A 26,567-nucleotide genomic window follows, 5' to 3' on the forward strand; every position below is an offset into this window, starting at 1 on the left:
TATCCTGCTTACCGCCGCGCCCCGTTCTACCCGACGGGGCGCGGCTGTTACCGGCAATTGGTGCGGCAATTGGCCGGGGCAGCCTGTGCAGGAAGTGGCTAAAACCATTTTGGCCTGATAGAGTATAGCAAAACACCGGCACTTGGGCCGGTACCCTCCCTTTCTATTTTATTGCGCTTCCATGGATAAGCAAGACCCTCAAGGACAGGACGTAGCTTCTTCGCCTCTGTTCAAGAAATTTCTCGGCAAGGCCGAAGAATATGTTAAAAAGCCTACGCGCATGAAGCAGCTGCTGACTGATGCGTACGAGAAAGCCAGCAGCAAAAAGGACATGGGCTCTATTGCCCACGAGGCTTGGGAGACCATGCAGACCATGTTCAGGCTTATCAAACTATCGGCGTCGGGCGAGTATACCGGCCTGCCTACTACCACTGTAGTGGCCGCAGTAGCCGTTACCATCTACTTTCTGAGCCCCATTGACCTGATTCCGGACTTTATTCCGGTACTGGGTCTGCTCGATGATGTGGCCCTGGTTGCCTGGTTTAGCACAACTATCCAGGATGAGCTGGCAAAGTTTGCCGAGTGGGAAAGCACCCGCCCTACCTTGGTAAGAGATACCGACGAACAGCCCCGGACCAACTCCATGACGAAAACCGAAAGCTCGGTTTCGACCATGGGGCAGGTGGGCAATATGGGCTCCGAGGCCAACAAACCTACGGCTACCCAGGCTACTGGCACCACTTCTGCCACCCAGCCCGACGTAGCCGCCAATACCACCGACAGCAGCCGCGAGCCTAACTTCTCGACCCACGACCGGCCAGCCGGCGGAGACATGGGCGGTAACGTACGCTAGTTAGCTGTTAGCTGTTAGCTGTTAGCTGAAAAAAACGAAAAAGGCCCCGCACTCGATTGAGTGCGGGGCCTTTTTTTGACCGGAGCGGCAGGAAATTCCTAGCAGCTAGCAGCTAGCTGCTAATACACTACGCGGCCTGAGCTTCTGTGGGGGTGTGGCTGACAACGTAGTTTACGAAGTCGCCAACGGTTGTCAGCGGCACTTCATCGGGGATGACAATATGGAAGTTGCGCTCCAGCTCCAGGATAATATCGACTACATCAACAGTGTCGAAGCCTAACTCGCGGCTCAGGTTGCAGCCTATCCGCAGGCGACGCGCCTTGATGGCCTTGCGCTTGCTAATGATGCGCAGCACCTGCTGCTGAATGGTTTTGGGGGCGGTAGTGGTGGAGGCGTACATGAAACGAGCCAACAGAAGAAAAGAAAACGGAACGGAGCCGGCAGCAAAGCCTCCCGCGCCCGTTCGGGCGAAGGAGTCCGGAAGCAACGGCAATGGTTGCAAAGGCTCAGAAAAAAAAGCTCCGGAAAGACCTGAGTCTGTCCGGAGCTTGCCCTGCGTTAATACTTAGCCAGGATGGGCGGTGTGGCAGCGTCTGCCTCTTCCTCATCGGCCATCACCTCGGGCTCGCCCTTGATGCGGATTTTCAGGCTTTCGGTCATCAGGTACATCACCGGCACTACCACCAGCGTAATGAGCGTGGCGAACACCAGACCGAAGATGATGGTCCAGGCCAGCGGACCCCAGAACGTAACCGACTCGCCGCCGATGAAGAAGTTGGGGCTGCCCGAGTTGAAGAGCTCGTAGAAGTCGATGTTCAGGCCAATGGCCAGCGGAATCAGGCCCAGCGTGGCGGCCGTGGCCGTGAGGATAACCGGGTTGAGGCGGGTGCGGCCGGCCAGCACAATAGCCTCGCGCAGGGGCATGCCCTGGCTGCGCAGCATATCGGTGAACTCGACCAGCAGAATACCGTTTTTCACCACGATACCAGCCAGGGCGATAATACCCACACCCGTCATCACGATGCTGATATTCATACCCGTAATGGCCAGGCCCAGCAGCACCCCGATAACCGAGAAGATGATTTCGGCCAGGATGATAATTGGCTTGCTGACCGAGTTGAACTGCATTACCAGGATGAGGAAGATGAGGCCAATGGCGCCCACGGCGGCAATGCCGAGGAAGTCGGAGGTTTCCTTCTGGTCTTCCTGGGCGCCGCCCATTTTCACGGTGTAGCCGGGCGGTACCGGGAACGAGCGGAGCGAGGTTTCAATCTGGCGCACCACGTCGGGGCCGGTGAAGCCACCAAGCACGTTCGAGGAAATCGTAATCACGCGCTTCACGTCTTTGCGCTTGATGCCGCCGTAAGTGGTGCCGTACTTCACATCGGCCACCGAGGCAATGGGCACCTGGCGCACCTGGCCCGTCGCGTCGCGGAAGGTCAGGGGCGAGTTCAGGATGGCGTCGATGTCGGAGCGGTAGGGCTCGGCGTAGCGCACCTGAATCGGGTACTCGTCGTCGGCCGTCTTGAATTTGCTGGCCTCGGTGCCGTAGATGGCCGTGCGCACTTCCATGCCGATCTGGGCCGTGCTGATGCCCTCACGGTTGGCCCGAATGCGGTTGATGTCGACTGCAATTTCGGGGTTGCGGTCTTCGAGGTTCGAGCGCAGCTGCTCAATGCCGCCAATGTTGGCCGAATCGAGGTAGCTCGTCACGTCTTTCGACAGCTTGATAAGCGTCGGGTAGTCATCACCCGATACTTCGATGGCAATAGGCTTGCCAGTGGGCGGGCCGCTGCTTTCCTGGTCTACCGAAATTTCGGTACCCGGAATGCCTTTTACCACCTCTCGGATTTTGTCCATGTAGCCGGCTGTTGCCGGTCCGGTCCGGTCGCTCATCTCCTTGAACGCCACGGCCACTTTGGCCAGGTTCGACTGCGACGTACCGGCGGCCGATGCCTCGCCGGGGTCGGCGGCGCCAATGGCCACGTTGGTAATCACCGACTCCACATCGGGGTTGTCCTTACCGATAACGCCGTAGATGCGTTGTTCGAGGATGCGGGCCACCGAGTCGGTAACGGCTACGCGGGTACCCACCGGCATTTTCAGGTAGGTATAGATGAACTTGGGGTCGCCTTTGGGGAAGAAGTCGACCTTGGGGCTACGGGCCCCGATGGCCACAACCGACAGCACAAACAGCACCACCATGCTCAGCATAATGGCTTTCGGCCACGAGATGGCCCAGCCCACAAGCCGGGCGTACGAGTCCTGAAAGCGGGGCAGCACCTTGGTCTGGAAGCCGGCAATCAGATGCACGAACACGAAGCGGTTGAGAATCACGAGCACGGCCAGCGTCAGCATCAGGCTGCCCAGGAACGTCGAGCCGACCAGGAAGCCGATGATGGCAATCAGTACCATGATACCGATGGCAATGGACAGCGGCCGGTCCCACTTGGGCTTCTCGCCTAAGTGGTGGTCTTCGCGCTCCATGAAGCTCACGGCAAACACCGGGTTCATGATGAAGGCCACGATAAGCGACGACATGAGCGTAAGAATGAGCGTAACGGGCAGGTAGAACATGAACGAGCCCACAATACCGGGCCAGAACATGAGCGGCACGAACGGCGCAACGGTGGTGAGCGTACCGGCCAGTACCGGAATAAATACCTCGCCGGCCGCGTATTTGGCGGCCTGGGCCGTCGTCAGCTCGGGGTGCTCGTGCAGCAGGCGGTGGGTGTTCTCAATAACCACAATGGCGTCATCCACCACGATGCCTAGCGCCAGCAGGAAGGCGAAGAGTACAATCATGTTGAGCGAGAAGTCGAGCGTGGGCAGCAGCACGAAGGCCAGGAACATGCTCAGCGGCACCGACAGGCCCACGAACAGGGCGTTGGTGGTGCCCATGAAGAACATCAGGATCAGCGTTACCAGGATAAAGCCGATGATGATAGTGTTGATCAGGTCGTGGAGCGTAACGCGGGTGTCGTTGGAGGTGTCGCCCGTAACGGTAATAGTCAGCTCCTGGGGCAGCGTTTTCTCGGCTTCCGCCACAATCTCCTTGATTTTGTCGGAGGCATCGATCAGGTTTTCGCCCTGGCGCTTCACCACGTTCAGCGTTACGGCGGGCTTGCCATCGAGACGGGCAAACGATTCGCGGTCCTTGAAGCCGTCGGTGACGGTGGCAATGTCGCCGAGGCGCACGGCCGAGCCGTTCAGGTTCTTGAGTTGGATGTTGGCAATGTTGTCGGCCCGCACGTACTGGCCGGCCACGCGCACGGCGCGCTTCTGGTTGCCCACATCCACGGTACCGCCCGAAATGGTCACGTTTTCGCGGGCAATGGCGGCGCTGATGTCCGAAAAGCTCAGGCGCGACGCCCGCAGCCGGTTCAGGTCCACGTCCACGTTCACCTGCTGGTCGAGGGCCCCGATGATGTCGACGCGGGTGATTTCGGGCAGGGCCTCAATCTTGTCCTGGAAGTCGTCGGCGTACTTTTTCAGCTGGCTGATAGGCAGGTTGCCAGCCAGGTTGATGTTCATAATGGGCAGCTCCGACAGGTTGACTTCCTGCACGGTGGGCGGCGAGGGCAGGTCGTTGGGCAGCTCGGAGCTGGCCTTGTCCACGGCGTCCTTGATGAGCTGCTTGGCATACTGCACGTCGACGCCGGAGGTAAACTCCACGTCCACGATGGCGTAATCCTGGTTCGAAGTCGAAGAAATCTTCTTCACCCCATTTACGCTCTTGATTTCCTTTTCGATCTGGCGCGTGACCAGGTTCTCGATGTCGGTGGGCGAAGTGCCAGGGTAAATCGTGGCCACGATAATGCGCGGAATCACGATGTCGGGAAACTTCTCTTTGCCCAGCTTGATGTAGGCAAAAATGCCCATAATGGTGAGAATAAGCGTGACGATGTAAATCGTCGTCTTATTGTCGATGGACCAACTGGTGGGTCCGAATTCTTTTCCGGTGTCCTGCATGGTGGTTTTAAGCTATTAGCTGATAGCTGTTAGCTATTAGCTTGTCTTGGGGATACCTGACGACCGATGTGGCCGGCTGGTGAAGCTTAGGCTGATAGTCTTTCGTTCGTTGTGAGCCGGCTGATAAAGCCATGCAGCATTTTGATCTCCTCCTCCAACAAACCAGGTAACAAGCAGTCAGCAGGAAGAGTCAATAGTTGCGTTTGAATAGCTACGATGAGTTGCGTGTCCAATTCGAAGCAGGAGCCCAGCGCTATTTCCAGAAAGTGCCGGTACTCCTTTTCACTCGTTCTACTGCTGCCTTCGGCAATGTTGGAAGGAATAGAAACTGCCGCCCGAGTCATCTGGCTCCGCAGCCCGTAGGTCTCTTCCCGGGGCAACTGGCGAGCTAACTCGTAGGTTGCAGCCACTATTTCCAGTCCTCGCTGCCACACCTTCAGTTCTTTGTAGTTTTTCATAAGAATCTCAGAAACGGAGGTGTGAGAATGCGAAACCGGCCGCCTGAACGAAAGCTAACAGCTAACAGCTTTCAGCTATAAGCTAATACTCTGTCCTTCGTTCAGGCTCTGGTAGCCGGCCGAAATCACCTGGTCGCCGGTTTGCAGGCCCTCGGTTACCTCGACTTTGCCGTTGTAGGTGTTGCCTACTTTGATGATGCGCTTGGCGGCCACTTTCTTGCCGCCCTTGTCGTCTACTACCAGCACGTAGCTGTTCTGCTCGTCGCGCTGCACCAGGTCAACGGGCAGTACGGTGGCGTTCTGGCGGTTGTAGTTGAGAATGCGCACGTTGGTAACCATGTTGGGGCGCAGGCGGCCCGCTTTGCCGGGGTCGGCCAGGCGCAGCTCAATAGTGAAGGTCCGGCTGGTGGGGTTAATGGTGCTCGTTACCACGCGCACGGTGGCGTTCAGGTCGCTTTCGCCGAGGTCGGGAATGGTCACGAGGGCTTTGTCGCCTACCTTGATGCTGTTGGCGTAGGCTTCCGACACATCGACCACGATTTTGCCGCTGCCGCTGTTGCTGAGCAGCTTTACCACCGGCGCGCCGGGGGCCACCGTTTCGCCCAGCTTCGGCAGCACGTCGTCTACGGTTCCGCCGAAGGGCGCTACTACCCGGTACAGCTCGCGCTGCCGGTTAAGGGTGGCCAGGTTACTCTGGAGTGCCCGGTAGTTGTTGCGAGCCTGCAGGAACTGGATTTCGGTGCCAATCTGCTGGTCCCAGAGGCGCTTCTGCTTTTCGTACACCACCTTGGCCAGGTCCATGCGCACCTTCAGCTCGGCCACGCTGGCATCGAGCACCGCGGCATCCACAGTAGCCAGCGTCTGGCCCTTGCGCACTTGGTCGCCGCGCTTTACGCTGAGCGTGGTGAGCGTGCCGGCCGCGCGGGCCGATACGGTGGCGTTCTGGTCGAAATCGACCCGGCCCTGCACTTCGAGGTAGCTCTTAAAATCCTCGTTGGCCACCTTAATTACCGATACGGGCGTGGCCTGCACGGCAGCCTCGGCACCCGCAGTGCCGGTTTTAGCCTCCAGCTCCGAAATTTTGGCCTGGGTGCTGGCCTGCTCCTGCTTGAGCTTGACGAGCTCCGCCGCCGGGTCTTTGGTGCCGCAGGAGGCGAGGGAGCCGCAAGCTGCAAGCCACAAGCCACAAGCCGCAATGCGCGAGGGAGTAATTGAAACGAAAGACATATGCTTACTAGGAAGAGAGTTGAGAATTAGCGAGCAATCAAGCGCAAAAGACTTGCAGCTTGTGGCTTGCGGCTTGAAGCTTAATTAGAGGCTTTGCGGAATAGCTCGCCAGTGGCTTTGTCGCGGTCGACCTTGGCCACCAGCACGTCGTAGAGGGCGGCGTAGTAGTTGGTCTGGGCTTCGCGCAGGCTGGTTTCGGCCGAAATCACCTCCAGGTTGGCACCTACACCTTCCTGAAACTTGATGCGCGATACGCGCGACACTTCTTCGGCCAGGCTTAGGTTGGCGCGCTGGTTGTCGAGCACATCGAGGGCGTTGATGAGGCTGGTGCGGCTCTGGGCATCCTGCAAATCGATGCTCTGGCGCAGCGTTTCGAAGCCCCGCTCAATAGTTTGCTGCTGAATGCGTGACTGTTGCACCAGGTACTTGCGACGGAAGCCGTCGAACACCGGAATCTGCAAACTCAGCCCCACATTGCCAAAGCCAAACCAGTTCTGGTTGGGAAAGCCGTTGCCAGTGCGCGAGTCGGGCCCGCGGAAGGCGAACAGGTCGCCGGCGGTGAGGCCCGAGCCCGAGAAGCCGTAGGCCGCTGTGGCCAGCAGGCGCGGGTAAGCCCCGGCCCGGCGGTTGGCCAAATCGAGGCCAGCCAGGGCCTGCTGGGTTTCGAGCGTGCTGAACTCGATGCGGTTGTTGTAGTTGATGGCGCCGGCCAGCTGCCCGGTGCGGGCACCGCTCAGGGCCGTCTGCTGGTCCTGGGCGCGCTGGTCGGCACCGTTGGGCGAAGCTACGTCCGGCGCTGTCGGCACACTGCCGAGGCCGCTCACGCCGCCGCCGGTCTTGAAGTCAGCGGCGCCCAGGGTGCGGCGCAGCGAGCCGGCATCTACCAGGGCCGTACTCAGCGAGTCGCTCAGGGCTACGGCCTGCTGTTGGGGCAGACCCATCTGAAACTTGAGTAGCGCCACGCTCAGGTCAGTGAGGCGGCTGGCTTTCTGCTGCTCCACCACCAAGTTGTTGCGCTGCACCTGCAGGCGCTGCACATCGAGCTTTTCGGCGAAGCCCGCCTTAAACGTTTCGTTGGTCTGGTAAAGCAGCGTGTCGAGGCGCTGCACGTTGCGCGACAGCAGCTGGAGCCGCTCGCGGGCCACCAACGTGCTATAGTACGCCTTGCTTACCTGCTCCACCACGTCGATTTCGGCCTGCTGGGTTTGCTTCTGGGCCAGCTCCTCGTACACTTTGGCCGCTTTCAGGCCAATGAGGTAAGCCCCATCAAACAGCAGCTGCGACACTGAGGCGCTGGTGTTGCCGGCCCACTGCAGCCCGAACGCGAAGGCCTGGGGCGGCATGGGCTCCGAGGGCAGCGTTACCGTGCCCAGGTTCACCGTCTGCCCGTTCTGGGCCGCGGCAATATCCTGGGGCGTGAGCGTAGTGGCCGAGGCGCCACCACCCAGCGCCCCGAAGTTTACCAGGCTCTTCTGCAGCTTGAAGTTGTCGGCCACGTTGGCCGCCACGTTCACCTGGGGCAGGCCCGCCGACCGGATTTCGCCTACTTTGGCCTTGGCCGTCTGCTCGCCCAGCCGGGTAGCCAGCAGCGTCGACTTGTTTTGTATGGCGTAATCGATGGCCTGCTTCAGGCTCAGCGGCAGCGTGCCCGAAGTGGCTTCCAGCGGGGTGCCCAGCGCGGGTTGGGCCGTTTGGGCCAGCGCGGCCCCGGCCGGGGCCAGCAGGCCCGGCCCGGCGGCCAGCAGCAAAAGGCGAAGGTTCTTTTTCATATAAAAGGTAAGCGGGAGTTGCGGTGTTAGTGCCTGGTTGGCAGTGCATAGCGCTGATTTATGCGCAGACTCTTGCCAAAAATGCAATGCGGTAAAACGCTATTCTTCTTCTGTTACGTGGCGGTACTCGTTGATGAGCTTGTGCCCCTTGAGCGTGACCAGACCCAGCAGAAAGTGCTCGTTGCAGGCCAGCTGCACCCGCGACTGCCCGAAGTGGGTGTGCGGAAATATGTCGGGGTCGAATAGGGTGTCAATCTGGGCCAGGCGCAGGCGGGCCAGCACCTCCACATCGAGGTTGGCGCGGTACAGCCCCTCTGCCATCCCCCGGTGCAGGTTGTCCTGAATCTGGGTGAGGATATACCGGCTTTTGTGGTCGTGGAACAGCTGCCAGGCCGCCGGGTAGTACTTGCGCAAATCGTGCACGGTGTTGGGGTTCACTTGCGAGAATTGCCGCTCAGCCCACTCCATCATGCGCACCATTTCGTCCACGGCATTGTCGGCCACGTTGGCAATGCCTTCGCACTCGCCCTGCACCCGGCAGAGGTGGCCGCCAATTACGCCCGATACCAGGTCGTCCTTCTTATCGAACCACTTGTAGAGCGTTTTTTTGGATATACCCAGGTCAGAGGCAATGTCATCCATCGACACGCTCTTTATCCCGTTGCGGGTAAAGAGCAGCAGGGCGGATTGCAGAATTCGGTCTTTGATTTCCATAGCAGGCCGCAAAGATACGCAGGAAACTTTAAATGAGTTATGGGTTTCCATTTATATTTCTGAATCCTTTCGGCAGCCGCTCTGCCCGTCGGTTCGGCAGCTACCGGCAAGTGGGCCCGGGGGCTCCGGCAGGCCCCAAATGGCCATTACCCCTTCTGCCTGCTGGCAGCTGTGGGCCGAAACCGTAACTTGCCTGCTCGCTAACATTTCTAGTCATGAAAATCCGCACCGGCTTCGGCTACGACGTTCATCAGCTCCAGGAAGGGCTGCCTTTCTGGCTCGGCGGCATCCTGGTGCCCCACACCCACGGCGGCCTCGGCCACTCCGACGCCGACGTGCTCATCCACGTTATCTGCGACGCGCTGCTGGGCGCGGCCAACCTGCGCGACATCGGCTTTCACTTCCCCGACACCGACCTGCAGTACAAAGGCATCGACTCGAAGCGTCTGTTGGCCGAAGTTGCGCGTCTGTTGCGCGAGAAAGGCTACAGCATCGGCAACATCGATTCCACTATCTGCCTGGAAGCCCCCAAAGTCAACCCCCACATTCCCGAAATGCAGCGCGTACTGGCCGAGGTACTAGGTATTGAATCCGACGACGTGAGCATAAAAGCCACAACCACCGAAAAGCTTGGCTTCGTGGGGCGGCGCGAAGGCGTGGCCGCTTATGCTTCGGTGCTGCTTATGAAAAACAGCTAAGGCACCGCTTTCTTTGATTCCAGCAACCAAATCCCTCTCCAAAACCATGTTTAAACCCTCCTATTTCGCTTATCTGCTGGCGGCAGGCTTCACGGCCGCTTCCTGCGCTACGCAGCAGCCACTAGGCTCGGCCGCTACGGCCGCTACGGCCACCGCCGCCACTCCGGCGGCTACTGCCGGCGCAACGGCCGCCACCGCCGACCTGGCCCGGACCTACGCCGAAACCATCACCCAGGCCGACCTGCGCCAGCACCTCACCATCCTGGCTTCGGATGAATACGAGGGCCGCGAAACCGGCGAGAAAGGCCAGAAAATGGCCGCCGACTACCTCGCCAAGCAGTTCGCCGACCTCGGCCTGCAGGGCCCAGTGAAAGGCTCCGACAACCCCTACATCCAGCACTTTACCATGGTGCGCGGCAGCTGGGCCGATGGCGCCACGCTTAAAATCGGGGCCGATACCTATAAGTGGCTCACCGATTTCTACGCCCTTGGCGGCCAGGGTTTTGCCACGCCTACTGCCGTGCAGCCCGTGTTTGCCGGCTACGGCATCGAGCAGGACGGCTACTCCGACTATGCCAGCCTGGGCGACGTGAAGGGTAAAGACCTGCTGATACTACTGGGCGAGCCCCAGACCACCAAAGGCACTGCGCTGCTGGGCAAAGATGGCCAGAACAGCAAATGGGGCCAGGATTACCGCGCCAAGCTGGCTATGGCTACCCAGAAGGGGGCCCGCTCGGTGTTCTTCGTTGATTTCGACCCCAACAGCAACTTCGCCAAGCTGGCCGCCCGCATGGCTCCCTACATAAGCCGGCCCAGCATTGCGTTCAAAGACGCCAAGCCCGGCACCACCCGGCCAACCGCCTACTTCGTGTCGCCGGCCGTGGGCTACAAGCTGCTGGGCACCAATGCCCAGACGGTGCCTAAATATGCTGCTTCCATCACTACGGCCGGTAAGCCAGTGATGAGCCCGTTCCGGCCCGCGAAGGCCACGGTGCTGGCTGCGCGCAAAAACGAGGATTTCGTGACGGAAAACGTGATGGGCTACCTCGAAGGCACTGACCGCAAGGACGAGCTGATGATTCTGTCGGCGCACTACGACCACATCGGCATCATCAACGGCGAGGTGCACAACGGCGCCGACGATGATGGCTCGGGTACAGTAACGGTGCTGGAAATGGCCCAGGCCTTCCAGAAAGCCAAAGCCGAGGGCAATGGCCCCCGCCGCAGCATCCTGTTTCTGGCCGTAACGGGCGAAGAGAAGGGCTTGCTCGGCTCGGAGTACTACACCGACCACCCGGTTTTCCCGCTCGAAAACACGGTGGTCGACCTGAATATCGACATGGTGGGCCGCACCGACAAGGACCACGAGGGCAAGCCGGAGTACGTGTACGTTATCGGTTCCGACAAGCTCAGCTCGGAGCTGCACACCATTCTGCAGGAGCAGAACAAGAAGTACACGAATATCGACCTCGACTTCCGCTTCAACGACCCCGAGGACCCCAACCGCTTCTACTACCGCTCCGACCACTACAACTTTGCCAAGCACGGCATTCCGGTGGCCTTCTTCTTCAACGGCGTGCACGACGACTACCATGCCGCGGGCGACGAGGTGGAGAAAATCGAGTTTCCGCAGATGGAAAAGCGCGCCCAGCTCGTTTTCTACACTGCCTGGGACCTCGCCAACCGCGACAAGCGCATTGTAGTCGACTCGAACAAGAAGTAGCCGACCTGTTAGCTTAGGAAAGAACGTCAGTCTCTTACCTACTTCTGAAACCCGCCGAACCGATTCTGGTCCGGCGGGTTTTTATCTTTGCCTGAACCCGTTGCTACCCGTGCTGCCATGAAACCCACTGCTGCCTCCGCCCCAACTAAAGCCGCCCAGTTTCTGGCCGATACCGACCGCAAGGCTTTCGACCTGGAGCACCGCCGCAAAATCCGCTTCAACATTGGCAAGTACAACGCGGCCGTAACCACCGGCATGGGCTTTTATCAGGACCACGAGCTGGCTCGCAGCCGGGCGTCGTACCTGAAAACGGAGGTTATCAACCACCTCGACGAGTACCTGCTGCAGTTCGAGGAAAACTTCACCAAGCGCGGCGGCAAGGTTATCTGGGCGCGCGATGCCGAGGAGGCGCTGGCCGAAGTAGGCCGGATTATGGAGCGCCGCCAGGCCCGCACCGTGGTGAAGGCCAAGAGCATGACCACCGAGGAAATCCACCTCAACCAGTACCTGGGCAAGCGCGGCATCGAGTCGGTAGAGACAGATTTGGGCGAGTTCATTGTGCAACTCAATGGCGAGCGGCCCTATCACATTGTCACGCCGGCCATGCACCTGAGCAAGGCCGATATTGCCGACATCTTCGTCAAGCACCTCGGCATTGCCCACACCGACGATGCCCAGCAACTCGTACTCACGGCCCGCCACCTGCTGCGCGACAAGTACACCACGGCCGAGGTGGGCATCACGGGCGGCAACTTCCTGGTAGCCGATACGGGCGCGGTGTGCGTGACCGAAAACGAGGGCAATGCCCGCCTCTCCGCCACGTTTCCGCACACCCATATTGCCATTGTAGGTATCGAAAAGGTGATACCCCGGCTGCGCGACCTGGACTTGTTCTGGCCCCTGCTCAGCACCAGCGGCACCGGCCAGCAGCTCACGGTGTACAACACCATCTACACCGGCCCGCGCCAGCCTTTAGAGAAGGATGGCCCCGAGGAAATGTTTGTGATTCTGCTCGACAACGGCCGCACCAACCTGCTGGCCCAGCCCGAGCAGCGCGAAGCCCTCAACTGCATTCGGTGTGGGGCCTGCCTGAACGTGTGTCCGGTGTACAAGAATATCGGCGGCCACAGCTACGAAGCAACCTACTCGGGCCCCATCGGCTCCGTTATTACGCCCCACCTTGCGGGTATGGAAGAAAACAAGCACCTGAGTTTTGCCAGCAGCCTATGCGGGGCCTGCACCTCGGTGTGCCCGGTGAAAATCCCGATTCATAACCTGCTGCTTAAAAACCGCCAGCAAAGCGTGCAGCAGGGCTACACCGACCCTGAGGAGCGCCGCGCCATCGCGCTCTGGCTGCACGGCATGAAGCGCCGCTGGGTGTGGGACCTGGCCCCGGCCGCGGCCAAGAACTGGGTGCTGGGCCGCCTGCTGGGCCAGGTGGGCTGGAGCAAGCGCCGCGACGCCGTACAGGTAGCTCCCAAAACGTTCCGCCAGTTGTGGAAGGCACGGAAGTAAGGCCGCTGCTTCGTTGGAGGTTTGCGCCTAGCTTAGGCACCTACAATGTAGAACAGCAGTTCGCCCTGCAGGTGAAGCTGTTTAGAAAGCACGCCGTATTAACGAGAACGTCATGCTGAGCCTGTCGAAGCATCTCTACCGCTTCGTCGAACAACTGCAACGAAGCGGTAGAGATGCTTCGACAGGCTCAGCATGACGTTCTTTTGGCTTGTCGAACAGCTTTGGCATATGCAGCCAATTTCAGCTTATTCGCCGTCCTCGTCGGGCAGAATCTGGACGTCCTGCACGAGCACCATCTTCTCGATTTCGCGGCCGCGGAGGGTGTTGGCGAGGCCGCCGAGGGCAGTTTCCTTATAACGGGTTTCCATGCTTTCGCCCACTTCGCCCAGCGCTGCCACGCACTGATCGACGGGAATAACGGGGTCGACGCCGGCAATGGCAATCTGAGCCGAGCTGAAAGCAATGGCGGCAGCCGAGGCGTTGCGCACCACGCAGGGCACTTCCACGAGGCCCGCCACCGGGTCGCAGACGAGGCCCAGCATGCACTGAATGGTGATGGCGACGGCCGCAAAAACCTCCGACACCGAGCCGCCCAGGCAGTACACAATGGCACCGGCGCCCATGGCCGCGGCCGAGCCGGTTTCGGCCTGGCAGCCGCCCACGGCCCCGGCCAGCGAGGCATTCTGCTCGATGATGAGCGCAATGCCCGCCGCCACCAGCAGCCCTTCCAGAATGGCGCGGTCTTCCAGTTTATGAATATCCTGAAGCGTAACCAGCACACCGGGCAGAATACCGGAGGCGCCGGCCGTAGGTGCAGCCACCACCCGGCCCATGCACGAATTCACTTCTTTGGCACCCAGCGCCCGCGTAACGAGGTTTTTGAACTCGGGCGACAGCACCGTAACGGGCGAGGCAGCAATTTTCTTGGCCCCGTTGTTTACCATGCCCGAGCGCGAGGTCATGTCCTGGGTGAGGCCCGTGTGCACGGCGTCGCGCATCACGTCGTAGGCCCGCTGCAGACCGTCCCAGATCTGCTCCTCGGTGCGGCCCTTCTGCTCCACCTCGTACATGAGCACGGGCTGGAAAAGCGGTTCGTTGGTGGACGAGCAGTGGGTCTGCCAGCTACGGAAATCGGTGAAGAGCAACGACATGGGCGGGGTGGGAAAGTGGAGCAAGGCGGGACTTTGCTCCGGGTGGCAGGCAAGGTAGTACGCGCATAACCAAGGCAGCGCGCTGGGGGTGCAAAAATCGGCAGAAATTACTCGTGTCCGGCTATGCGGCCCCGGCTACTCGGGCCGGGCCGTTGCGGCAGCGGCCCGCGCTGGCACAGCAAAGCCCTTCCGCAAGCAACGAAAGGGCTTTGCACAGCGTGTATGGGGCTGCCTGTGGCTTAGGCTTCCTGCTGCTGCCTTACCAGCTGCACGCTGGCCGAGTTGATGCAGAGCCGCACGCCGGAAGGCGGCGGGCCGTCGGGGAAGGCGTGGCCCTGGTGGGCGTCGCAGGTATTGCAGAGCACCTCGATGCGCGTCATGCCGTAGCTGGTGTCCTTCTTGTAGCGCAGGGCGTTTTCGGTGATGGGCTGGGTGAAGCTGGGCCAGCCGGTGCCCGAGTCGAACTTGGTGGTGGAGTCGTAGAGGGGCGTAGCGCAGCCGATACAGGCGTAGAGGCCCGCCTCGTGGGCCTCGCAATGCTCGCCGCTGAACGCCCGCTCGGTGCCGTGCTCACGGGTTACGTGGTACTGCTCGGGCGTAAGCTGGGCGCGCCACTCGGCGTCGGTTTTCTCCACACGCTTGTCGGGGGCCGGGCTGCCGTGGTTGGCCAGCCGGATAATATCGTTCCAGGTTTGCATAAAGGGGGTCGGGTTAGATGAAAGCGGGCCGCCAAGCGGCCCGGGTTACAAACGCGCCAGCCGGGCCGGAAGTTTCTGAGGGCTCTGTCCGGTATCTTTTCAGGGCCGGCGGCATCTTGCAGCGCCCGCCAGGGGTATACTACTGCTATGAAGCTCCTCTCCGCCGCCCAAACCCGCGCCCTCGACCAGGCCACAATTAAAGCCCAGCACATCACTTCTATCGACCTGATGGAGCGGGCCGCCAATGCCGTGACCAACTGGCTGCTCGATGAGCTGCTGCTCGACTATGGCACCGAAATCCATGTATGCTGTGGCCCCGGCAACAACGGCGGCGATGGGCTGGTGGTGGCCCGGCAACTGCACCATGCCGGCTACCCCGTACGCCTGTGGCTGCTGCCGGCTGACAAGTATTCGGCCGATTTCACTCACCAAATGCAGCAGCTTCCCCCCGGATTGGATAGCCAGCAAATCAACTCCGCCCAGCTTCCTGCAATTCCGGCCGGGGCAGTGGTTGTGGATGCCCTGTTCGGCACCGGCCTGAGCCGGCCGCTGGAGGGCATGGCCGCGGCACTGGTGCGGCATATCAACGATTCGGGCGCGACCATAGTGGCCGTAGATACGCCTTCGGGCCTTTATGCTGATGCGCCCCAACCGGCTGACAGCGCCACTGTACAGGCCACCTACACGCTCAGCTTCGAGCTGCCCAAGCTGGCCTTCCTGCTGCCCCAGAACGCCGGTTTTGTGGGCGACTGGCGGCTGCTACCTATTGGGCTCGACGTGCAGGCACTGCAGGATACCAACACCAACCTGTTCTTTATAACGGCCAACGAGCTACGCGGGCGCCTGCCGAAGCGGCCGAAGTTCAGCCATAAAGGCACTTTCGGGCACGCGTTGTTATTGGCAGGCAGCAAAGGTAAAATAGGGGCGGCGGTGCTGGCTACCCAGGCCTGCCTGCGGGCGGGCGTAGGGCTGATGACGACCCGGGTTCCAGCCGTGGGCTACGACATCCTCCAGCTTTCGGCTCCCGAGGCCATGTGCCTGGCCGACCCGGCCACCGACGTCATCACCAAGCTGCCCGGCCTCACACCCTACGCCGCCGTGGGCATCGGGCCAGGGCTGGGGCAGGAGGCTGAAACCCGCGAAGTGCTGCGGCAACTGCTGGAAACAGCGAAGGTGCCGCTAGTAATCGATGCCGATGCGCTGAATCTGCTGGGGGCCTACCACGAGCTGCAGGCGCTGCTACCGCCCGACTCGCTGCTCACACCTCACCCCAAAGAGTTCGAGCGGCTGGTAGGCGAGCCCGCCCGCGACGACTACCACCGCCTCGACCAGCTACGCAACTTTGCCACTACTACCGGTTGCTACTGCGTGCTCAAAGGAGCCTACACGGCCCTGGCCGCGCCCGACGGCACCATATACGTCAATAGCACCGGCAACCCCGGCATGGCCACCGGTGGCAGCGGCGACGTGCTTACCGGCCTGCTACTCGCGCTACTCGCCGACCAACGCCTTTCTGTACTCGACGCCGCCCTGCTGGGCCTGCACGCCCACGGGCGTGCCGGCGACCTGGCCCTGCCCCACACCGGCCACGCGGGTTTGCTCGCTTCGGATATCGTGCGCTTTATCGGGCCGGCGCTGGAGGAACTGATGAGAACCTGAGTTACGGAATGCCGCCGTCAGCACGCTGTAGGGGCAGGGCTTGCCCCCGCCCGCCGTTGAACGATTGTCGTTGAACAAAACCGTTGAAAAGGGCCAGACGGCGGGCGGGGGCAAGCCCCGCCCATACATCGTCCCTGACGACCTGGGCGGGCTGCTAGGGTTGAGCGAGATAACGGCAACCACCTACTACCCCACAGCCAGCCATACGGCCACAAACTGCACCACCATTACGCCGTCGGTGAGCAGGGCGAAGTAATAGTCGGGGCGCGCCTCTTCGGCGTACCAGATAACGGCGGCCGCCAGCCCCAGCGGGGCCACCAGCGCCACGGCGTGCCCGCCCGATAGGCCGGGCGGTACCAGCAGCGCGGCCCCCAGCAACGCCGCCAGCCCCAGCCACTTAGTGGCCCGGATGCCCAGCAGGCCCGGAAACGTGCGGGTGCCGGTCAGCAGGTCTTTGCTGTAGTCGCGGATGTCGAACACCAGCGCCAGCGCCAGAATGAGCAGGAAGCGGCGGGCGAAGAGCACCAGCACCACCGGCTCGGCCCAGGCCCGGCCCAGGTACAGGGCAGGTATCCAGACGGTTACTGCCGCCCAGACGTAGGCAATGAGAAACACCTTGAGCAGCGGCAAATCGCGCAGGGCCCACCAGCGACCCCGGCGGCGCCACAGCGGCATCGAATACAGCACCGAGATAAGCGCCAGATGGCCGCCAAACAGCGTTAGAGGCCGGAGCTGATTATCGGTGAGATACAGCCACCCCGCGGCCGAGCCGGCTGCTACGGCCAGGGCCAGCAGCTGGGGCCGGTGGGCCCGAATCCACTGCTTGCGGCGGGTGGTGCCGGGCAGCTGGCCGTGCTTGTAGGGCAGCACGCTGTCGAGGTTGTACAGAAACAGGGTGGCCGCGAATATCAGCCCACCCAGCCGCCCCGAGATATGGACGCCCCAAAACAGGAACGTGGCCCACATCAGCCCCAAGGCCGCCACCGAGAGCCACACGCTGCTATACAGCACCGCATCGAGCACCTGCCGCCACCCGGCCGGCGGCGGAATCGGAGCTGGAGAAGTTGGGCGGGCGGCTTGCATGGGGCAAATTAGGACGTGGCGGAGGGCGACGAAAGCGGCGGCAGGTGGTTGGTAGAACGACGTAGGGGCGGGGCTTGTCCCCGCCCGCCTCTGAACTACCCCATTGGCCGGTTAAGGGCCATCGGTAGGGTTATTCAACGGCGGGCGGGGGCAAGCCCCGCCCCTACGTCGTGCTGTTTGCGCTTCTACCCGTTCTGCTCTTCCTTGGCCAGTACCGTTTCGTGGTCGTTGCCGTTGGGGAAGGTTTCGTTGTAGAGGCGAATGCTCTCGTCGATGATGCGGTAGGCCTCCTCGCGGGGCAAAAAGCGCTGCACCGTTACCGACTTGTGCTCTAAGGCCTTATAGTCTTCGAAGAAGCGCTGCATCTCGCGCAGGGTGTGCGGCGGCAGGTCGTCGAGCTCGTTGTAGTGGTTTACGGAGATGTCGTGGGCAGCTACGGCAATAATTTTGTCGTCCTCCTCGTCACCGTCTACCATCTGCATCACGCCGATAACCTTAGCCTCCACGAGGCACATAGGCACGATTTCAACCGAACACAGCACCAGAATATCCAGCGGGTCGTTGTCGTCGCAGTAGGTTTTGGGGATAAAGCCGTAAGCGGCCGGATAATGCACGGCCGAGAAGAGTACGCGGTCCAGTTTCAGCATGCCGCTGTCTTTGTCCAGCTCGTACTTGGCCTTCGAGCCTTTCGGGATTTCAATGATGCCGGTAACGGTTTGGGGGACGTTGTCGCCGCGGCTTACGTCGTGCCAGGGGTTGAATTTGGCCATGTTGGGTTAAGCTGTTAGCGGAGAGCTAGTAGCTGTTAGCTTGAAAGTGAGTAAACAAAAGAAAGAGGCAGGCAGTGCCAGCCAATCCGCAAATGCGGGCTGCAAAGGTAAGCAGACAAAACCGGCCAACGAACGAAAGCTAATAGCTGTCAGCTAACAGTTCAAAGCCCCTACCAGCCCAGCACTTCGCGCAGCGGCTCGCCTGTATTGGCGCTCGGTTCCTGAATGTGGAGCCAGCGCGCCACCGTAGAAGCAATATCGGTGATCTTGGCCGGTGCCGACGACTTACCCGATTTCACGCCCCAGCCCCAGAATAGCAACGGCACATGGGTATCGTAGGCACTGCCCGAGCCGTGGGTGGTGCCCTTGTTGATGGGGTAGGCGTATGATTCGAGCCAGCCGGCAGCCATTACTACCAGTACGTCGCCGCTACGCTTGGGGTAATAACCGTTTTCCAGGTACATCAGCAGCCCACTTTCCCAGTGCGACTTCTGCACATCTTCGGCAGCCAGCGCCCGCGTTACCCCCGAAAAGCCCAGCATCAGTTCGGCCGTCAGGCGCTGCACTGTGTACAGGTCCAGCTTTTTCTGGGCGATGAGCGGACGGTTGAGGTATACCTGCTGGTTTTCGTAGCTCTGCACCCACTGGCCGGGGCCTAACTGGCGCACCAACTGGCGCTGGAGCGAGTCGCGCATGAGACGGGGGCCCACCGAGCCGGCCGGCAGCTTGTTGGCAAGCAGGAAATCGGGCGAGTGAGCGGCAGCGTGGTCGGAGCTTAGAAACACTAGTGCCTGCCGCTTGCCCACAGTCTTATCGAGGTAGTCGAAGAGACGGGCCAAGTCCTGGTCGAGGCGCAGGTACGTATCCTCCACCTCAATCGAGTTGGGTCCGAACTGGTGGCCGACGTAATCGGTGGAGCTAAAGGACAGGGCCAGAAAGTCGGTGGTGCCGCGCTGGCCCAGCTGCTCGGCCTGCATGGCGGCCAGCGCAAAGTCCAGCGTCAGCGAGTTGCCAAAGGGCGTCGAGCGTACCAGGTCGAGGTTGCGGACGGGAGCCGTTTTCTCGCCCGTGGCCTGCAGCGCGCCCTTCACGGCGGTGGGCAGCTGGGAGCTCAGGCGGGGCAAATCGTGCGGGAACACCGGGCGCTCCTCGCCCCGGAAGGCCGCCTCCCAGGGCACATCGTCGGTGGTGCTTTCGGTGTACTGCGCGATGGGCAGCAGCGTGTTCCAGGGCTGATCGAGATACTTGGCGGCCCGGCCTTCGGCGTTGAACGTAGTGGCCCAGGCAGGCAGCTGTTGCATGTAGTGGGTGCTGCTGATAAAGGCGCCGTTGGTGCCGTCGTACCAGTAGGCGGCGTTGGCGGCGTGGCCGGCGGGCAAAATCGAGCCCCGGTCTTTGATGCACACGCCAATTACCTTACTCTCGAAGTTAGTAGCCAGCCGCAGCTCATCGGTAATGGTGGTGGCCAGCATGTGGGCCGGCGACTGTTGGCCGGCTTCCATGGAGCCGCCTACGGGCTGCACTTTCTTGTCTTCGGTTACGTAGGTGCGCTGGCTGGTTTCGCGCACCAGCCAGTTGTTGCCGATGATGCCGTGGCCCGAGGGCGTAGTGCCGGTATAGATACTGGCGTGCCCCGGCCCGGTATAGGTGGGCACGTAGTTGTAATGGGTGTTCTCGTAGCTGAAACCTTCGCCCAGCAGCCGTTTAAAGCCGCCACTACCGTACTTGCTCCAGTAACGGTATAAGTAATCGTAGCGCATCTGGTCCACCACAATGCCCACCACCAACTTCGGGCGTTCTAGCGTGGCAGCACCAGGTTTCTTTTTTTGAGCGAAGGCCGGCAGCGCCAGGGTGGTAGCCAGCAGTAGGGTTAGGGGTGTTTTCAAGGCAAAGGTCGATAAGGCCGCTGCCCGAAGGCCGCGCAGGATTCAAAGGGCAAAGGTAACGGTAAGGGCCGGGACTGCCGTAGAAGCGGATACCACTGTCATCCTGAGCGCCGCGAAGGACCTTGCGACAACGGGCCCTTTGGTACCGCCACGGGCGTTACCGAAAGAAGGTCCTTCGCGGCGCTCAGGATGACAGGCGTTTTTCTTCTCCATGCCCCCCGCCCCCATGCCCGCTTCGCCCCTGCCTTACGCCCTCATCTTCGACATGGATGGCGTCATCATCGACAACACCGCTGCCCAGGCCCGCGCGTTTCAGTTGCTGTTCCGCGACCTGGGCCTGACCACCAACGCCCGCCGGCTGTTGCGCCGCCTCAACGGTATGCCCGCCGGCGACATCCTGCAACAGGTCTTCACCAACCCGGTGCCTAAAAAAAAGCTGGAGGAGTACGCCGCCCAGCGCGAGCTGCTGTACCGGGTGTTGTACTGGAATAAGCGCCGGGAGCTACCGGGCCTGCGCAGCTTTCTGCAGGCCGCCCGCACGGCCGGCTTCAAAATAGCCTTGGGCACCGGCTCGGGCGACGACACCATCGCCTATATCCTCGACCACCTCGACCTGCGCCGCTACTTCGATGTGGTGGTGGGTAAAAACGACGTGTCGAAAGGCAAGCCCCACCCCGATACCTACACCGTAACGGCCCGCCACCTGGGGCTGCCCCCCGAGCAGTGCGTGGTGTTCGAAGATGCCCTGCTGGGCGAGCAGGCGGCCTACCGCGCCGGTATGCGCTGCATAGCCGTGAGCACCACCCTCAAAGCCGCCGACTTCCAGGCCCCACTCACCGTCATTGCCGACTTCACCCACCTCACGCCCCGGCAGGTACTGGCGCTGTTGGAGCAGCACCCCCACGCTCCCGCGCCCAGCAAGAAATTAGCAAAGCGCCAGTACATGTAAGGGTGAGTTGAACGCAAAAACGACCCGCCTCCGTGCGGAAGCAGGTCGTTAAACGAAAGCTAGTAGCCGATATCTGTCAGCTAAACATTCAAAACAAACTACCGGCTCGCGGCCAGGGCTTCGGCACCACCCACGATTTCGAGAATCTCGGTGGTGATGGCCGCCTGACGGGTACGGTTGTAGGTTAGCTTAAGCTCCTTGAGCAGCTCACCGGCGTTGTCGGTGGCCTTGTCCATGGCCGTCATGCGGGCACCGTGCTCCGAGGCGTTGCTTTCCAGTACCGCCTTGTATAGCTGGATTTTGAGCGACTGCGGAATCAGGGTCAGCACAATCTCCTCCTTCGAAGGCGAGAAAATATAGTCGGCATTGCTGGTCGCAACAGCCTGTACCGGGGCCTCAACGGATACCAGCGGCAGCAGCTGCTCGGTCCGGATGATTTGGGTGGCCACATTACGGAACTCGTTGTACACCATCACTACCTCATCGTACTCGCCGGCCCGGAAGCCGTCCATGGCCTGCTCGGCCGCCTCGCGCACCGTATCGAAGGAGAGCTTGCCGAACACGTGCTGGTAGTCGCCGAGCAGGGGCCCGCGCTTCCCGAAGTAGTCGTGGGCTTTCTTGCCGATGGCCATAACCGTTACGCCACCGGCCGCAGCCTGCTCAGCGTAGCGGTTTTGCACCAGGGCGTTGGTGGCCTTGAACACGTTGGAGTTGAACGCACCCGCCAAGCCCCGGTCGGAGGTGATGGCGATGAGCAGCACGCGGCGCACGGGGCGCACCATGCCATACTCGCTCTGCACCTCGCTGTCGGCCTGGGCCGTGAGGTTGGTGAGGATGCCATTGAGGCGCTGGGCGTAGGGTCGCATGCGCAGAATGTTATCCTGGGCGCGCCGCAGCTTGGCCGCGGCCACCATCTTCATGGCCTTGGTAATCTGCTGGGTGCTCTGCACCGACACAATGCGGTTACGGACTTCTTTTAAGCTAGCCATTTCTTTGGAGCTGTTAGCTGTTAGCTATTAGCTGTTAGCGCACTCGCCGCCTTCTTCAATTGGGCGGCAGAAAGCAGGTACCGTTAGCTGTTAGCCGCGCCTCCCAACGGAAGCTAACAGCTAACAGCTAACGGCTAACAGCTTAAATTAAGCGGAGTACTGCGCCGACAGGTCCTTGGTTACCTGGCGGATGGCTCCGATAACGGTGTCATCGAGCTTACCGGCTTTCAGGGCCGCCAGCTCGGAAGCGTGGCGGGTCTGCATGGTGAGGGTGAACTCCTTCTCGAACTCGCGCACCTTGTTCACAGGCACCTGGTCGAGCAGGCCGTTGGTGGCAGCATAAATGATGGCCACCTGATCCTCCACGCGCTGGGGCGAGAACTGCGGCTGCTTCAGGATTTCGAGGTTGCGACGGCCGCGCTCAATGGTGAGGCGGGTCGAGGCGTCGAGGTCGGAGCCGAACTTGGCGAAGGCCTCCAGCTCGCGGAACTGCGCCTGATCCAGCTTCAACGTACCGGCCACCTTCTTCATCGACTTGATCTGGGCGTTACCACCCACGCGGCTCACGGAGATACCCACGTTGATAGCAGGACGCACGCCGGAGTTGAACAGGTTGGTTTCGAGGAAGATCTGTCCGTCGGTAATCGAAATTACGTTGGTCGGGATGTACGCCGAAACGTCGCCGGCCTGGGTTTCGATGATGGGCAAAGCCGTGAGCGAACCGCCGCCCTTCACGAGGTGCTTGATGCTCTCGGGCAGGTCGTTCATGTCGCGCGCGATGGTGTCCGAGGCATTGATTTTAGCGGCACGCTCCAACAGGCGGCTGTGCAGGTAGAATACGTCGCCGGGGTATGCCTCACGTCCGGGAGGACGACGCAGCAACAGCGACACCTCGCGGTAAGCCACAGCCTGCTTCGACAAGTCGTCGTACACCACCAGAGCCGGACGGCCCGTGTCGCGGAAGTACTCGCCGATGGCGGCACCCGTGAAGGGCGCGTAGAACTGCAGCGGTGCCGGATCGGAAGCCGAAGCGGATACCACCACGGTGTAGTCCATGGCACCGCCCTTAGTCAGGGCGTTTACCACTTGGGCTACGGTCGATGCTTTCTGGCCCACGGCTACGTAGATGCAGAAAACGGGCTCGCCGCGCTCGAAGAACTCGCGCTGGTTGAGGATGGTATCGATAGCCACGGCTGACTTACCCGTCTGCCGGTCGCCGATGATCAGCTCGCGCTGGCCACGGCCAATCGGAATCATCGCGTCAATCGACTTGATGCCGGTCTGCATGGGCTCGGTTACCGGCTGGCGGTAGATTACGCCGGGTGCCTTGCGCTCCAGCGGCATCTCGAAGGTCTCGCCCTGGATGGGGCCACGGCCGTCGATAGGCTGGCCCAGCGTGTTTACCACGCGGCCCACGATGCCCTCGCCCACCTTGATGGAGGCAATTTTATTGGTGCGGCGCACGGTAGCTCCCTCCCGGATTTCGGAGTAGTCGCCGAGCATTACGGCACCTACATTGTCCTCTTCCAGGTTGAGCACCAGGGCCTGCAGGCCATTTTCAAATTCGAGCAATTCCCCCGACTGGGCGTTGCCCAGGCCGTAGATGCGGGCTACACCGTCGCCAACCTGCAGCACCGTGCCCACCTCTTCGAGTTCGGCTTCGGTTTTGAAGTTGGAGAGTTGCTCCCGCAGAATGGCGGATACTTCATCCGGACGTACGTCTGCCATGGTGGGTTATAGTTGGGGTTGGTAGGGATTCTTCGAGAATTCGGTGCGCAGCTTGCGCAGCCGGAAGCTCACCGAGTCGTCGATGAGCTGGTCGCCGATGCGGAGCACAAAGCCCCCGATCAGCGAAGGGTCAATGCTTTCCTGGAGCGTTACGTCGGGCATGCCGGCCTGCTCGCGCACGAGCTGGCGCAGTTGCTCGCGCAGGCTAGGGTCTAGCACCGTGGCCGTAGTTACCTGGGCTACCTGCACGCCTTTCTTCAGGTTGTACTGCTTGCGGAACTCGTCGCCGATGAAAACGAGCGAGTCTTCGCGGTTGTGCTGGGTTACGAGCGTGAAGAACTTCTCCGTTAGGGCCGTAACCTTGCCACCGAAAATGGCCTGCAGAATGGCTAGCTTCTTATCGTGCTTCACAATGGGGTTGCGCAGCAGCATGCGCAGGTCGCGGTTCTCGCCCAGCGTCTTGCTGAACAGGTCCATGTCCTGCTTTACCTGCTCCAGCTCACCCCGCTCCAGGGCCAAATCAATCAGCGACTTGGCGTAACGGGAAGCAACTCGTAGTTCAGACATTGTTATAGTTGTCAGTTGTCAGTTGTTAGTTGTCAGTTGTCAGTTTTTAGCTGTTGATGCCGGGCTAAAAACGCCTGACAACTGACAACTGAAAACTGACAACCCCCAACGGACTAATTCAGCTTTACTTCTTTCAGGTACGAATCGACGAGCTGCTGCTGTGCGGGCTGATCGGTCAGCTCGCGGCGCAGGATGCGCTCGGCAATGTCGATGGAGAGTTGAGCAGCGGTGTTTTTCACCTCGGCCAGCGCGGCGTTTTTCTCGTTGCGGATGGCTTCGCGAGCCTGCTCAATCATGCGGGCACCCTCTTCGGTGGCCTTGGTTTTGGCCTGCTCGATGAACTGGTTCGACATGGTGGTGGCTTCCTTCAGAATCCGGTCGCGCTCCATGCGGGCTTCCGCCAACAGCTTCTCGTTGCCAGCCTGCAGCTGCTGCATTTCCAGCTTGGCCTGGTCGGCCATGCGCAGGGCACCTTCGATGGAGCTTTCACGCTCCTTGAGGGAGCTGAGAATGGGCTTCCAGGCATACGCGCGCAACAGGAGCACTACGATGAGGAAGATCACCACCTGCCAGAAGATCAGGCCAATTTCGGGCGTTACAATATTCATGGGAAGTAATCAGTAAGGAGTACTTAAGACGCTGGAATCCGGAAGGGCCACCGTAGGTGCCGGCCCCGGAAAAGCCAAAACAGCCCGCTACGCTGTGCGCTAAAGCGCCCTAGCGCAGCGGGCTGCTCTGGTAGTACTTCTATCCTTAGAGATTGAAGGAAATCAGCAGGCAGACTACTACGGCGAACAGGGCCAGACCTTCAATCAGCGCAGCTACAATCAGCATAGCCGTCTGGATTTTGCCCGAGGCTTCTGGCTGACGGCCAATGGCTTCCATAGCCTGACCACCGATACGACCAATGCCCAGACCGGCACCCAGAGCAACCAGACCAGCACCGATAGCGGCACCGAATACGGCCAGACCAGCAGAATTAGTAATGGCCTGCAACAACAGAGAAAGAAGCATAAAAAAGAATTTGGGGAAGTGAAAAACGGAAAAAAGTCAGAAGAGGAAAGTGTGCGTGCTTAATGGGCCTGGGCCGGAGCAGCCCCGTCGCCGCCACCTATCTGGTAGTCGGCATCGTGGTGGTCTTCAACGGCGCCGCCGATGTACATGGCGGTTAGCAGCGTAAAGATATAGGCCTGCAGAATAGCCACCAGCAGCTCCAGAAAGAAGATGAACAAGCCGAAGGCAATAGAAATCGGCGCAATACCAATGTTGCGGAAGATGAAGATGAGCGAAATGAAGCTCAAAGTTACAATGTGGCCCGCCGTAATGTTGGCGAACAGCCGGACCATCAGCGAAAAGGGCTTTACGACGACACCGATAAGCTCAACCGGAATCATAATAAACAGCAGGGGCTTGGGCACGCCGGGGGTGGCGAAAATGTGAGCCCAGTAGTTTTTGTTGGAGCTGAATAGGGTGATGAGCAGCGTGATGGCGGCCAAGGTCAGCGTCACGGCAATGTTGCCGGTGAGGTTGGCACCGCCGGGCAGCAGGCCCAGCAGGTTGCTAAACCAGATGAAGAAGAACACGGTGAGCAAGTACGGCATGTACCGCTCGTACTTCGGGCCGATAGACTTCTTCGCTACCTCATCGCGAATGAAGATGATGAGGGGCTCGAAGAACGACTGCATACCGCGGGGGGCGGCAGTGCCGCGCTTGGCATAGCCGCGGGCAACACTTATGAACACAATCAGCAACAGGGCCGACGCAATCATCAGCGTGGCTACGTTCTTGGTGATAGAGAAGTCGTAGACCTTGGCGCCGTCGGTCGAAACCAGGTGCTCGTGCTCCAGCTTCAGGCCTTCGTGCACCTTGCCCTCGGCCAGCTCATGCGACGAAAACACCGACAGACCGCTGCCCGCCCGGTAGGCGATAACGGGGAGGTAGGTAGTAACGTGCGTTTCGCCGAGCGTGAACCAGTGCCACTCGTGCGAATCGCCGATGTGGTGCAGAATCATCTCGCCCGGGTTGAAGTTTTCGGACTCCGTTGCGTCGGCCGTAGTAGCGACCGGCTCGCTGGCACGGGCCGTCAGCGAAAGGAGGCAGAAGAGGGCAAAAAGTAAGCGCTTCATTCAGAGTGGCTTAGGAATTCTTTCACAAAATC

General features: G+C 60.7%; 23 protein-coding genes. 6 read left to right on the forward strand and 17 right to left on the reverse strand.

Going from position 1 to position 26,567, the window contains the following annotated elements:
- Positions 1-181: 181 nt before the first annotated feature.
- Positions 182-853 (forward strand): YkvA family protein, encoded by a 672-nt coding sequence (locus J7E24_RS17950; protein ID WP_410779713.1) that lies wholly within the window; start codon positions 182-184, stop codon positions 851-853.
- A 127-nt stretch (positions 854-980) separates the two neighbouring features.
- On the opposite strand, the gene J7E24_RS00965 is transcribed toward J7E24_RS17950, so the two are convergent.
- The 6 genes from J7E24_RS00965 to J7E24_RS00990 all read right to left on the reverse strand — a co-directional run bounded on the left by J7E24_RS00965 (position 981) and on the right by J7E24_RS00990 (position 8,993).
- Positions 981-1,265 carry an acyl carrier protein gene (locus J7E24_RS00965; RefSeq protein WP_251046953.1) on the reverse strand — a complete coding sequence of 95 codons (285 nt, stop codon included), beginning with the start codon at positions 1,263-1,265 and terminating at the stop codon, positions 981-983.
- Between the two features lie 146 nt (positions 1,266-1,411).
- Positions 1,412-4,825, reverse strand: a complete 3,414-nt coding sequence (locus J7E24_RS00970; RefSeq protein ID WP_215134204.1) for an efflux RND transporter permease subunit — start codon at positions 4,823-4,825, stop codon at positions 1,412-1,414.
- A gap of 86 nt (positions 4,826-4,911) precedes the next feature.
- Positions 4,912-5,283 carry a four helix bundle protein gene (locus tag J7E24_RS00975; protein ID WP_215134206.1) on the reverse strand — a complete coding sequence of 124 codons (372 nt, stop codon included), beginning with the start codon at positions 5,281-5,283 and terminating at the stop codon, positions 4,912-4,914.
- A 75-nt stretch (positions 5,284-5,358) separates the two neighbouring features.
- Positions 5,359-6,510, reverse strand: coding sequence for an efflux RND transporter periplasmic adaptor subunit (locus tag J7E24_RS00980; RefSeq protein ID WP_215134208.1), 1,152 nt, complete (start codon positions 6,508-6,510; stop codon positions 5,359-5,361).
- Between the two features lie 80 nt (positions 6,511-6,590).
- Positions 6,591-8,279: a TolC family protein gene (locus J7E24_RS00985; RefSeq protein WP_215134210.1), complete on the reverse strand. Its 1,689-nt coding sequence runs from the start codon at positions 8,277-8,279 to the stop codon at positions 6,591-6,593.
- A 99-nt stretch (positions 8,280-8,378) separates the two neighbouring features.
- Positions 8,379-8,993 (reverse strand): TetR/AcrR family transcriptional regulator, encoded by a 615-nt coding sequence (locus J7E24_RS00990; protein ID WP_215134211.1) that lies wholly within the window; start codon positions 8,991-8,993, stop codon positions 8,379-8,381.
- Between the two features lie 215 nt (positions 8,994-9,208).
- Between J7E24_RS00990 and ispF the strand changes: the two genes are divergently transcribed.
- The 3 genes from ispF (at position 9,209) to J7E24_RS01005 (ending at position 12,929) form a co-directional block, all read left to right on the forward strand.
- Positions 9,209-9,691 (forward strand): 2-C-methyl-D-erythritol 2,4-cyclodiphosphate synthase, encoded by a 483-nt coding sequence (gene ispF, locus J7E24_RS00995; protein WP_215134213.1) that lies wholly within the window; start codon positions 9,209-9,211, stop codon positions 9,689-9,691.
- 46 nt (positions 9,692-9,737) lie between these two features.
- Positions 9,738-11,414, forward strand: a complete 1,677-nt coding sequence (locus tag J7E24_RS01000) for a M28 family peptidase (protein WP_215134215.1) — start codon at positions 9,738-9,740, stop codon at positions 11,412-11,414.
- 117 nt (positions 11,415-11,531) lie between these two features.
- Positions 11,532-12,929: a LutB/LldF family L-lactate oxidation iron-sulfur protein gene (locus tag J7E24_RS01005; protein ID WP_215134217.1), complete on the forward strand. Its 1,398-nt coding sequence runs from the start codon at positions 11,532-11,534 to the stop codon at positions 12,927-12,929.
- 245 nt (positions 12,930-13,174) lie between these two features.
- On the opposite strand, the gene sdaAA is transcribed toward J7E24_RS01005, so the two are convergent.
- Both sdaAA and msrB read right to left on the reverse strand, forming a co-directional pair.
- Positions 13,175-14,080, reverse strand: a complete 906-nt coding sequence (gene sdaAA, locus J7E24_RS01010; RefSeq protein WP_215134219.1) for an L-serine ammonia-lyase, iron-sulfur-dependent, subunit alpha — start codon at positions 14,078-14,080, stop codon at positions 13,175-13,177.
- Positions 14,081-14,319: 239 nt separating this feature from the next.
- Positions 14,320-14,778, reverse strand: coding sequence for a peptide-methionine (R)-S-oxide reductase MsrB (gene msrB, locus J7E24_RS01015; RefSeq protein WP_215134221.1), 459 nt, complete (start codon positions 14,776-14,778; stop codon positions 14,320-14,322).
- Between the two features lie 147 nt (positions 14,779-14,925).
- Here msrB and J7E24_RS01020 point away from each other — a divergent pair, with 147 nt between their 5' ends.
- Positions 14,926-16,437, forward strand: a complete 1,512-nt coding sequence (locus J7E24_RS01020; protein ID WP_215134223.1) for an NAD(P)H-hydrate dehydratase — start codon at positions 14,926-14,928, stop codon at positions 16,435-16,437.
- Positions 16,438-16,623: 186 nt separating this feature from the next.
- Here J7E24_RS01020 and J7E24_RS01025 read toward each other — a convergent pair whose 3' ends face one another.
- From J7E24_RS01025 to pafA, 3 genes are all read right to left on the reverse strand, one after another.
- A complete protein-coding gene (locus J7E24_RS01025) occupies positions 16,624-17,520 on the reverse strand; it encodes a UbiA family prenyltransferase (RefSeq protein WP_215134225.1) in 897 nt (298 codons plus the stop codon).
- 185 nt (positions 17,521-17,705) lie between these two features.
- Positions 17,706-18,290, reverse strand: a complete 585-nt coding sequence (locus J7E24_RS01030; RefSeq protein ID WP_215134227.1) for an inorganic diphosphatase — start codon at positions 18,288-18,290, stop codon at positions 17,706-17,708.
- A 170-nt stretch (positions 18,291-18,460) separates the two neighbouring features.
- On the reverse strand, positions 18,461-20,176 hold the full coding sequence (pafA, locus tag J7E24_RS01035; RefSeq protein WP_215134229.1) for an alkaline phosphatase PafA: 1,716 nt from the start codon (positions 20,174-20,176) through the stop codon (positions 18,461-18,463).
- Positions 20,177-20,387: 211 nt separating this feature from the next.
- On the opposite strand from pafA, the gene J7E24_RS01040 reads away from it, so the two are divergent.
- Complete coding sequence (locus J7E24_RS01040; protein ID WP_215134231.1) at positions 20,388-21,125, forward strand: HAD family hydrolase; 738 nt, start codon at positions 20,388-20,390, stop codon at positions 21,123-21,125.
- A gap of 98 nt (positions 21,126-21,223) precedes the next feature.
- On the opposite strand, the gene atpG is transcribed toward J7E24_RS01040, so the two are convergent.
- The 6 genes from atpG to atpB all read right to left on the reverse strand — a co-directional run bounded on the left by atpG (position 21,224) and on the right by atpB (position 26,535).
- Entirely contained in the window at positions 21,224-22,114 is an 891-nt protein-coding gene (atpG, locus tag J7E24_RS01045) for an ATP synthase F1 subunit gamma (RefSeq protein WP_215134233.1), read from the reverse strand.
- 147 nt (positions 22,115-22,261) lie between these two features.
- A complete protein-coding gene (gene atpA, locus J7E24_RS01050) occupies positions 22,262-23,842 on the reverse strand; it encodes a F0F1 ATP synthase subunit alpha (RefSeq protein WP_215134235.1) in 1,581 nt (526 codons plus the stop codon).
- Between the two features lie 6 nt (positions 23,843-23,848).
- Positions 23,849-24,409, reverse strand: a complete 561-nt coding sequence (gene atpH / locus J7E24_RS01055; protein WP_215134237.1) for an ATP synthase F1 subunit delta — start codon at positions 24,407-24,409, stop codon at positions 23,849-23,851.
- Positions 24,410-24,522: 113 nt separating this feature from the next.
- Positions 24,523-25,017, reverse strand: coding sequence for a F0F1 ATP synthase subunit B (locus tag J7E24_RS01060; RefSeq protein ID WP_215134239.1), 495 nt, complete (start codon positions 25,015-25,017; stop codon positions 24,523-24,525).
- Between the two features lie 145 nt (positions 25,018-25,162).
- Positions 25,163-25,423: an ATP synthase F0 subunit C gene (gene atpE / locus J7E24_RS01065; protein WP_019946527.1), complete on the reverse strand. Its 261-nt coding sequence runs from the start codon at positions 25,421-25,423 to the stop codon at positions 25,163-25,165.
- A gap of 59 nt (positions 25,424-25,482) precedes the next feature.
- Entirely contained in the window at positions 25,483-26,535 is a 1,053-nt protein-coding gene (gene atpB, locus J7E24_RS01070) for a F0F1 ATP synthase subunit A (protein WP_215134242.1), read from the reverse strand.
- Positions 26,536-26,567: the final 32 nt, after the last annotated feature.

This window comes from Hymenobacter sp. ISL-91 (assembly GCF_018613725.1).
Taxonomy (GTDB): Bacteria; Bacteroidota; Bacteroidia; order Cytophagales; family Hymenobacteraceae; genus Hymenobacter.

Coding starts and splice junctions, on each gene's coding strand:
- J7E24_RS17950 (WP_410779713.1), top strand. CDS start 182: ATGGATAAGCAAGACCCTCAAGGACAGGACGTAGCTTCTTCGCCTCTG.
- J7E24_RS00970 (WP_215134204.1), bottom strand. CDS start 4,825: ATGCAGGACACCGGAAAAGAATTCGGACCCACCAGTTGGTCCATCGAC.
- J7E24_RS00975 (WP_215134206.1), bottom strand. CDS start 5,283: ATGAAAAACTACAAAGAACTGAAGGTGTGGCAGCGAGGACTGGAAATA.
- J7E24_RS00980 (WP_215134208.1), bottom strand. CDS start 6,510: ATGTCTTTCGTTTCAATTACTCCCTCGCGCATTGCGGCTTGTGGCTTG.
- J7E24_RS00985 (WP_215134210.1), bottom strand. CDS start 8,279: ATGAAAAAGAACCTTCGCCTTTTGCTGCTGGCCGCCGGGCCGGGCCTG.
- J7E24_RS00990 (WP_215134211.1), bottom strand. CDS start 8,993: ATGGAAATCAAAGACCGAATTCTGCAATCCGCCCTGCTGCTCTTTACC.
- ispF (WP_215134213.1), top strand. CDS start 9,209: ATGAAAATCCGCACCGGCTTCGGCTACGACGTTCATCAGCTCCAGGAA.
- J7E24_RS01000 (WP_215134215.1), top strand. CDS start 9,738: ATGTTTAAACCCTCCTATTTCGCTTATCTGCTGGCGGCAGGCTTCACG.
- J7E24_RS01005 (WP_215134217.1), top strand. CDS start 11,532: ATGAAACCCACTGCTGCCTCCGCCCCAACTAAAGCCGCCCAGTTTCTG.
- sdaAA (WP_215134219.1), bottom strand. CDS start 14,080: ATGTCGTTGCTCTTCACCGATTTCCGTAGCTGGCAGACCCACTGCTCG.
- msrB (WP_215134221.1), bottom strand. CDS start 14,778: ATGCAAACCTGGAACGATATTATCCGGCTGGCCAACCACGGCAGCCCG.
- J7E24_RS01020 (WP_215134223.1), top strand. CDS start 14,926: ATGAAGCTCCTCTCCGCCGCCCAAACCCGCGCCCTCGACCAGGCCACA.
- J7E24_RS01025 (WP_215134225.1), bottom strand. CDS start 17,520: ATGCAAGCCGCCCGCCCAACTTCTCCAGCTCCGATTCCGCCGCCGGCC.
- J7E24_RS01030 (WP_215134227.1), bottom strand. CDS start 18,290: ATGGCCAAATTCAACCCCTGGCACGACGTAAGCCGCGGCGACAACGTC.
- J7E24_RS01040 (WP_215134231.1), top strand. CDS start 20,388: ATGCCCCCCGCCCCCATGCCCGCTTCGCCCCTGCCTTACGCCCTCATC.
- atpG (WP_215134233.1), bottom strand. CDS start 22,114: ATGGCTAGCTTAAAAGAAGTCCGTAACCGCATTGTGTCGGTGCAGAGC.
- atpA (WP_215134235.1), bottom strand. CDS start 23,842: ATGGCAGACGTACGTCCGGATGAAGTATCCGCCATTCTGCGGGAGCAA.
- atpH (WP_215134237.1), bottom strand. CDS start 24,409: ATGTCTGAACTACGAGTTGCTTCCCGTTACGCCAAGTCGCTGATTGAT.
- J7E24_RS01060 (WP_215134239.1), bottom strand. CDS start 25,017: ATGAATATTGTAACGCCCGAAATTGGCCTGATCTTCTGGCAGGTGGTG.
- atpE (WP_019946527.1), bottom strand. CDS start 25,423: ATGCTTCTTTCTCTGTTGTTGCAGGCCATTACTAATTCTGCTGGTCTG.
- atpB (WP_215134242.1), bottom strand. CDS start 26,535: ATGAAGCGCTTACTTTTTGCCCTCTTCTGCCTCCTTTCGCTGACGGCC.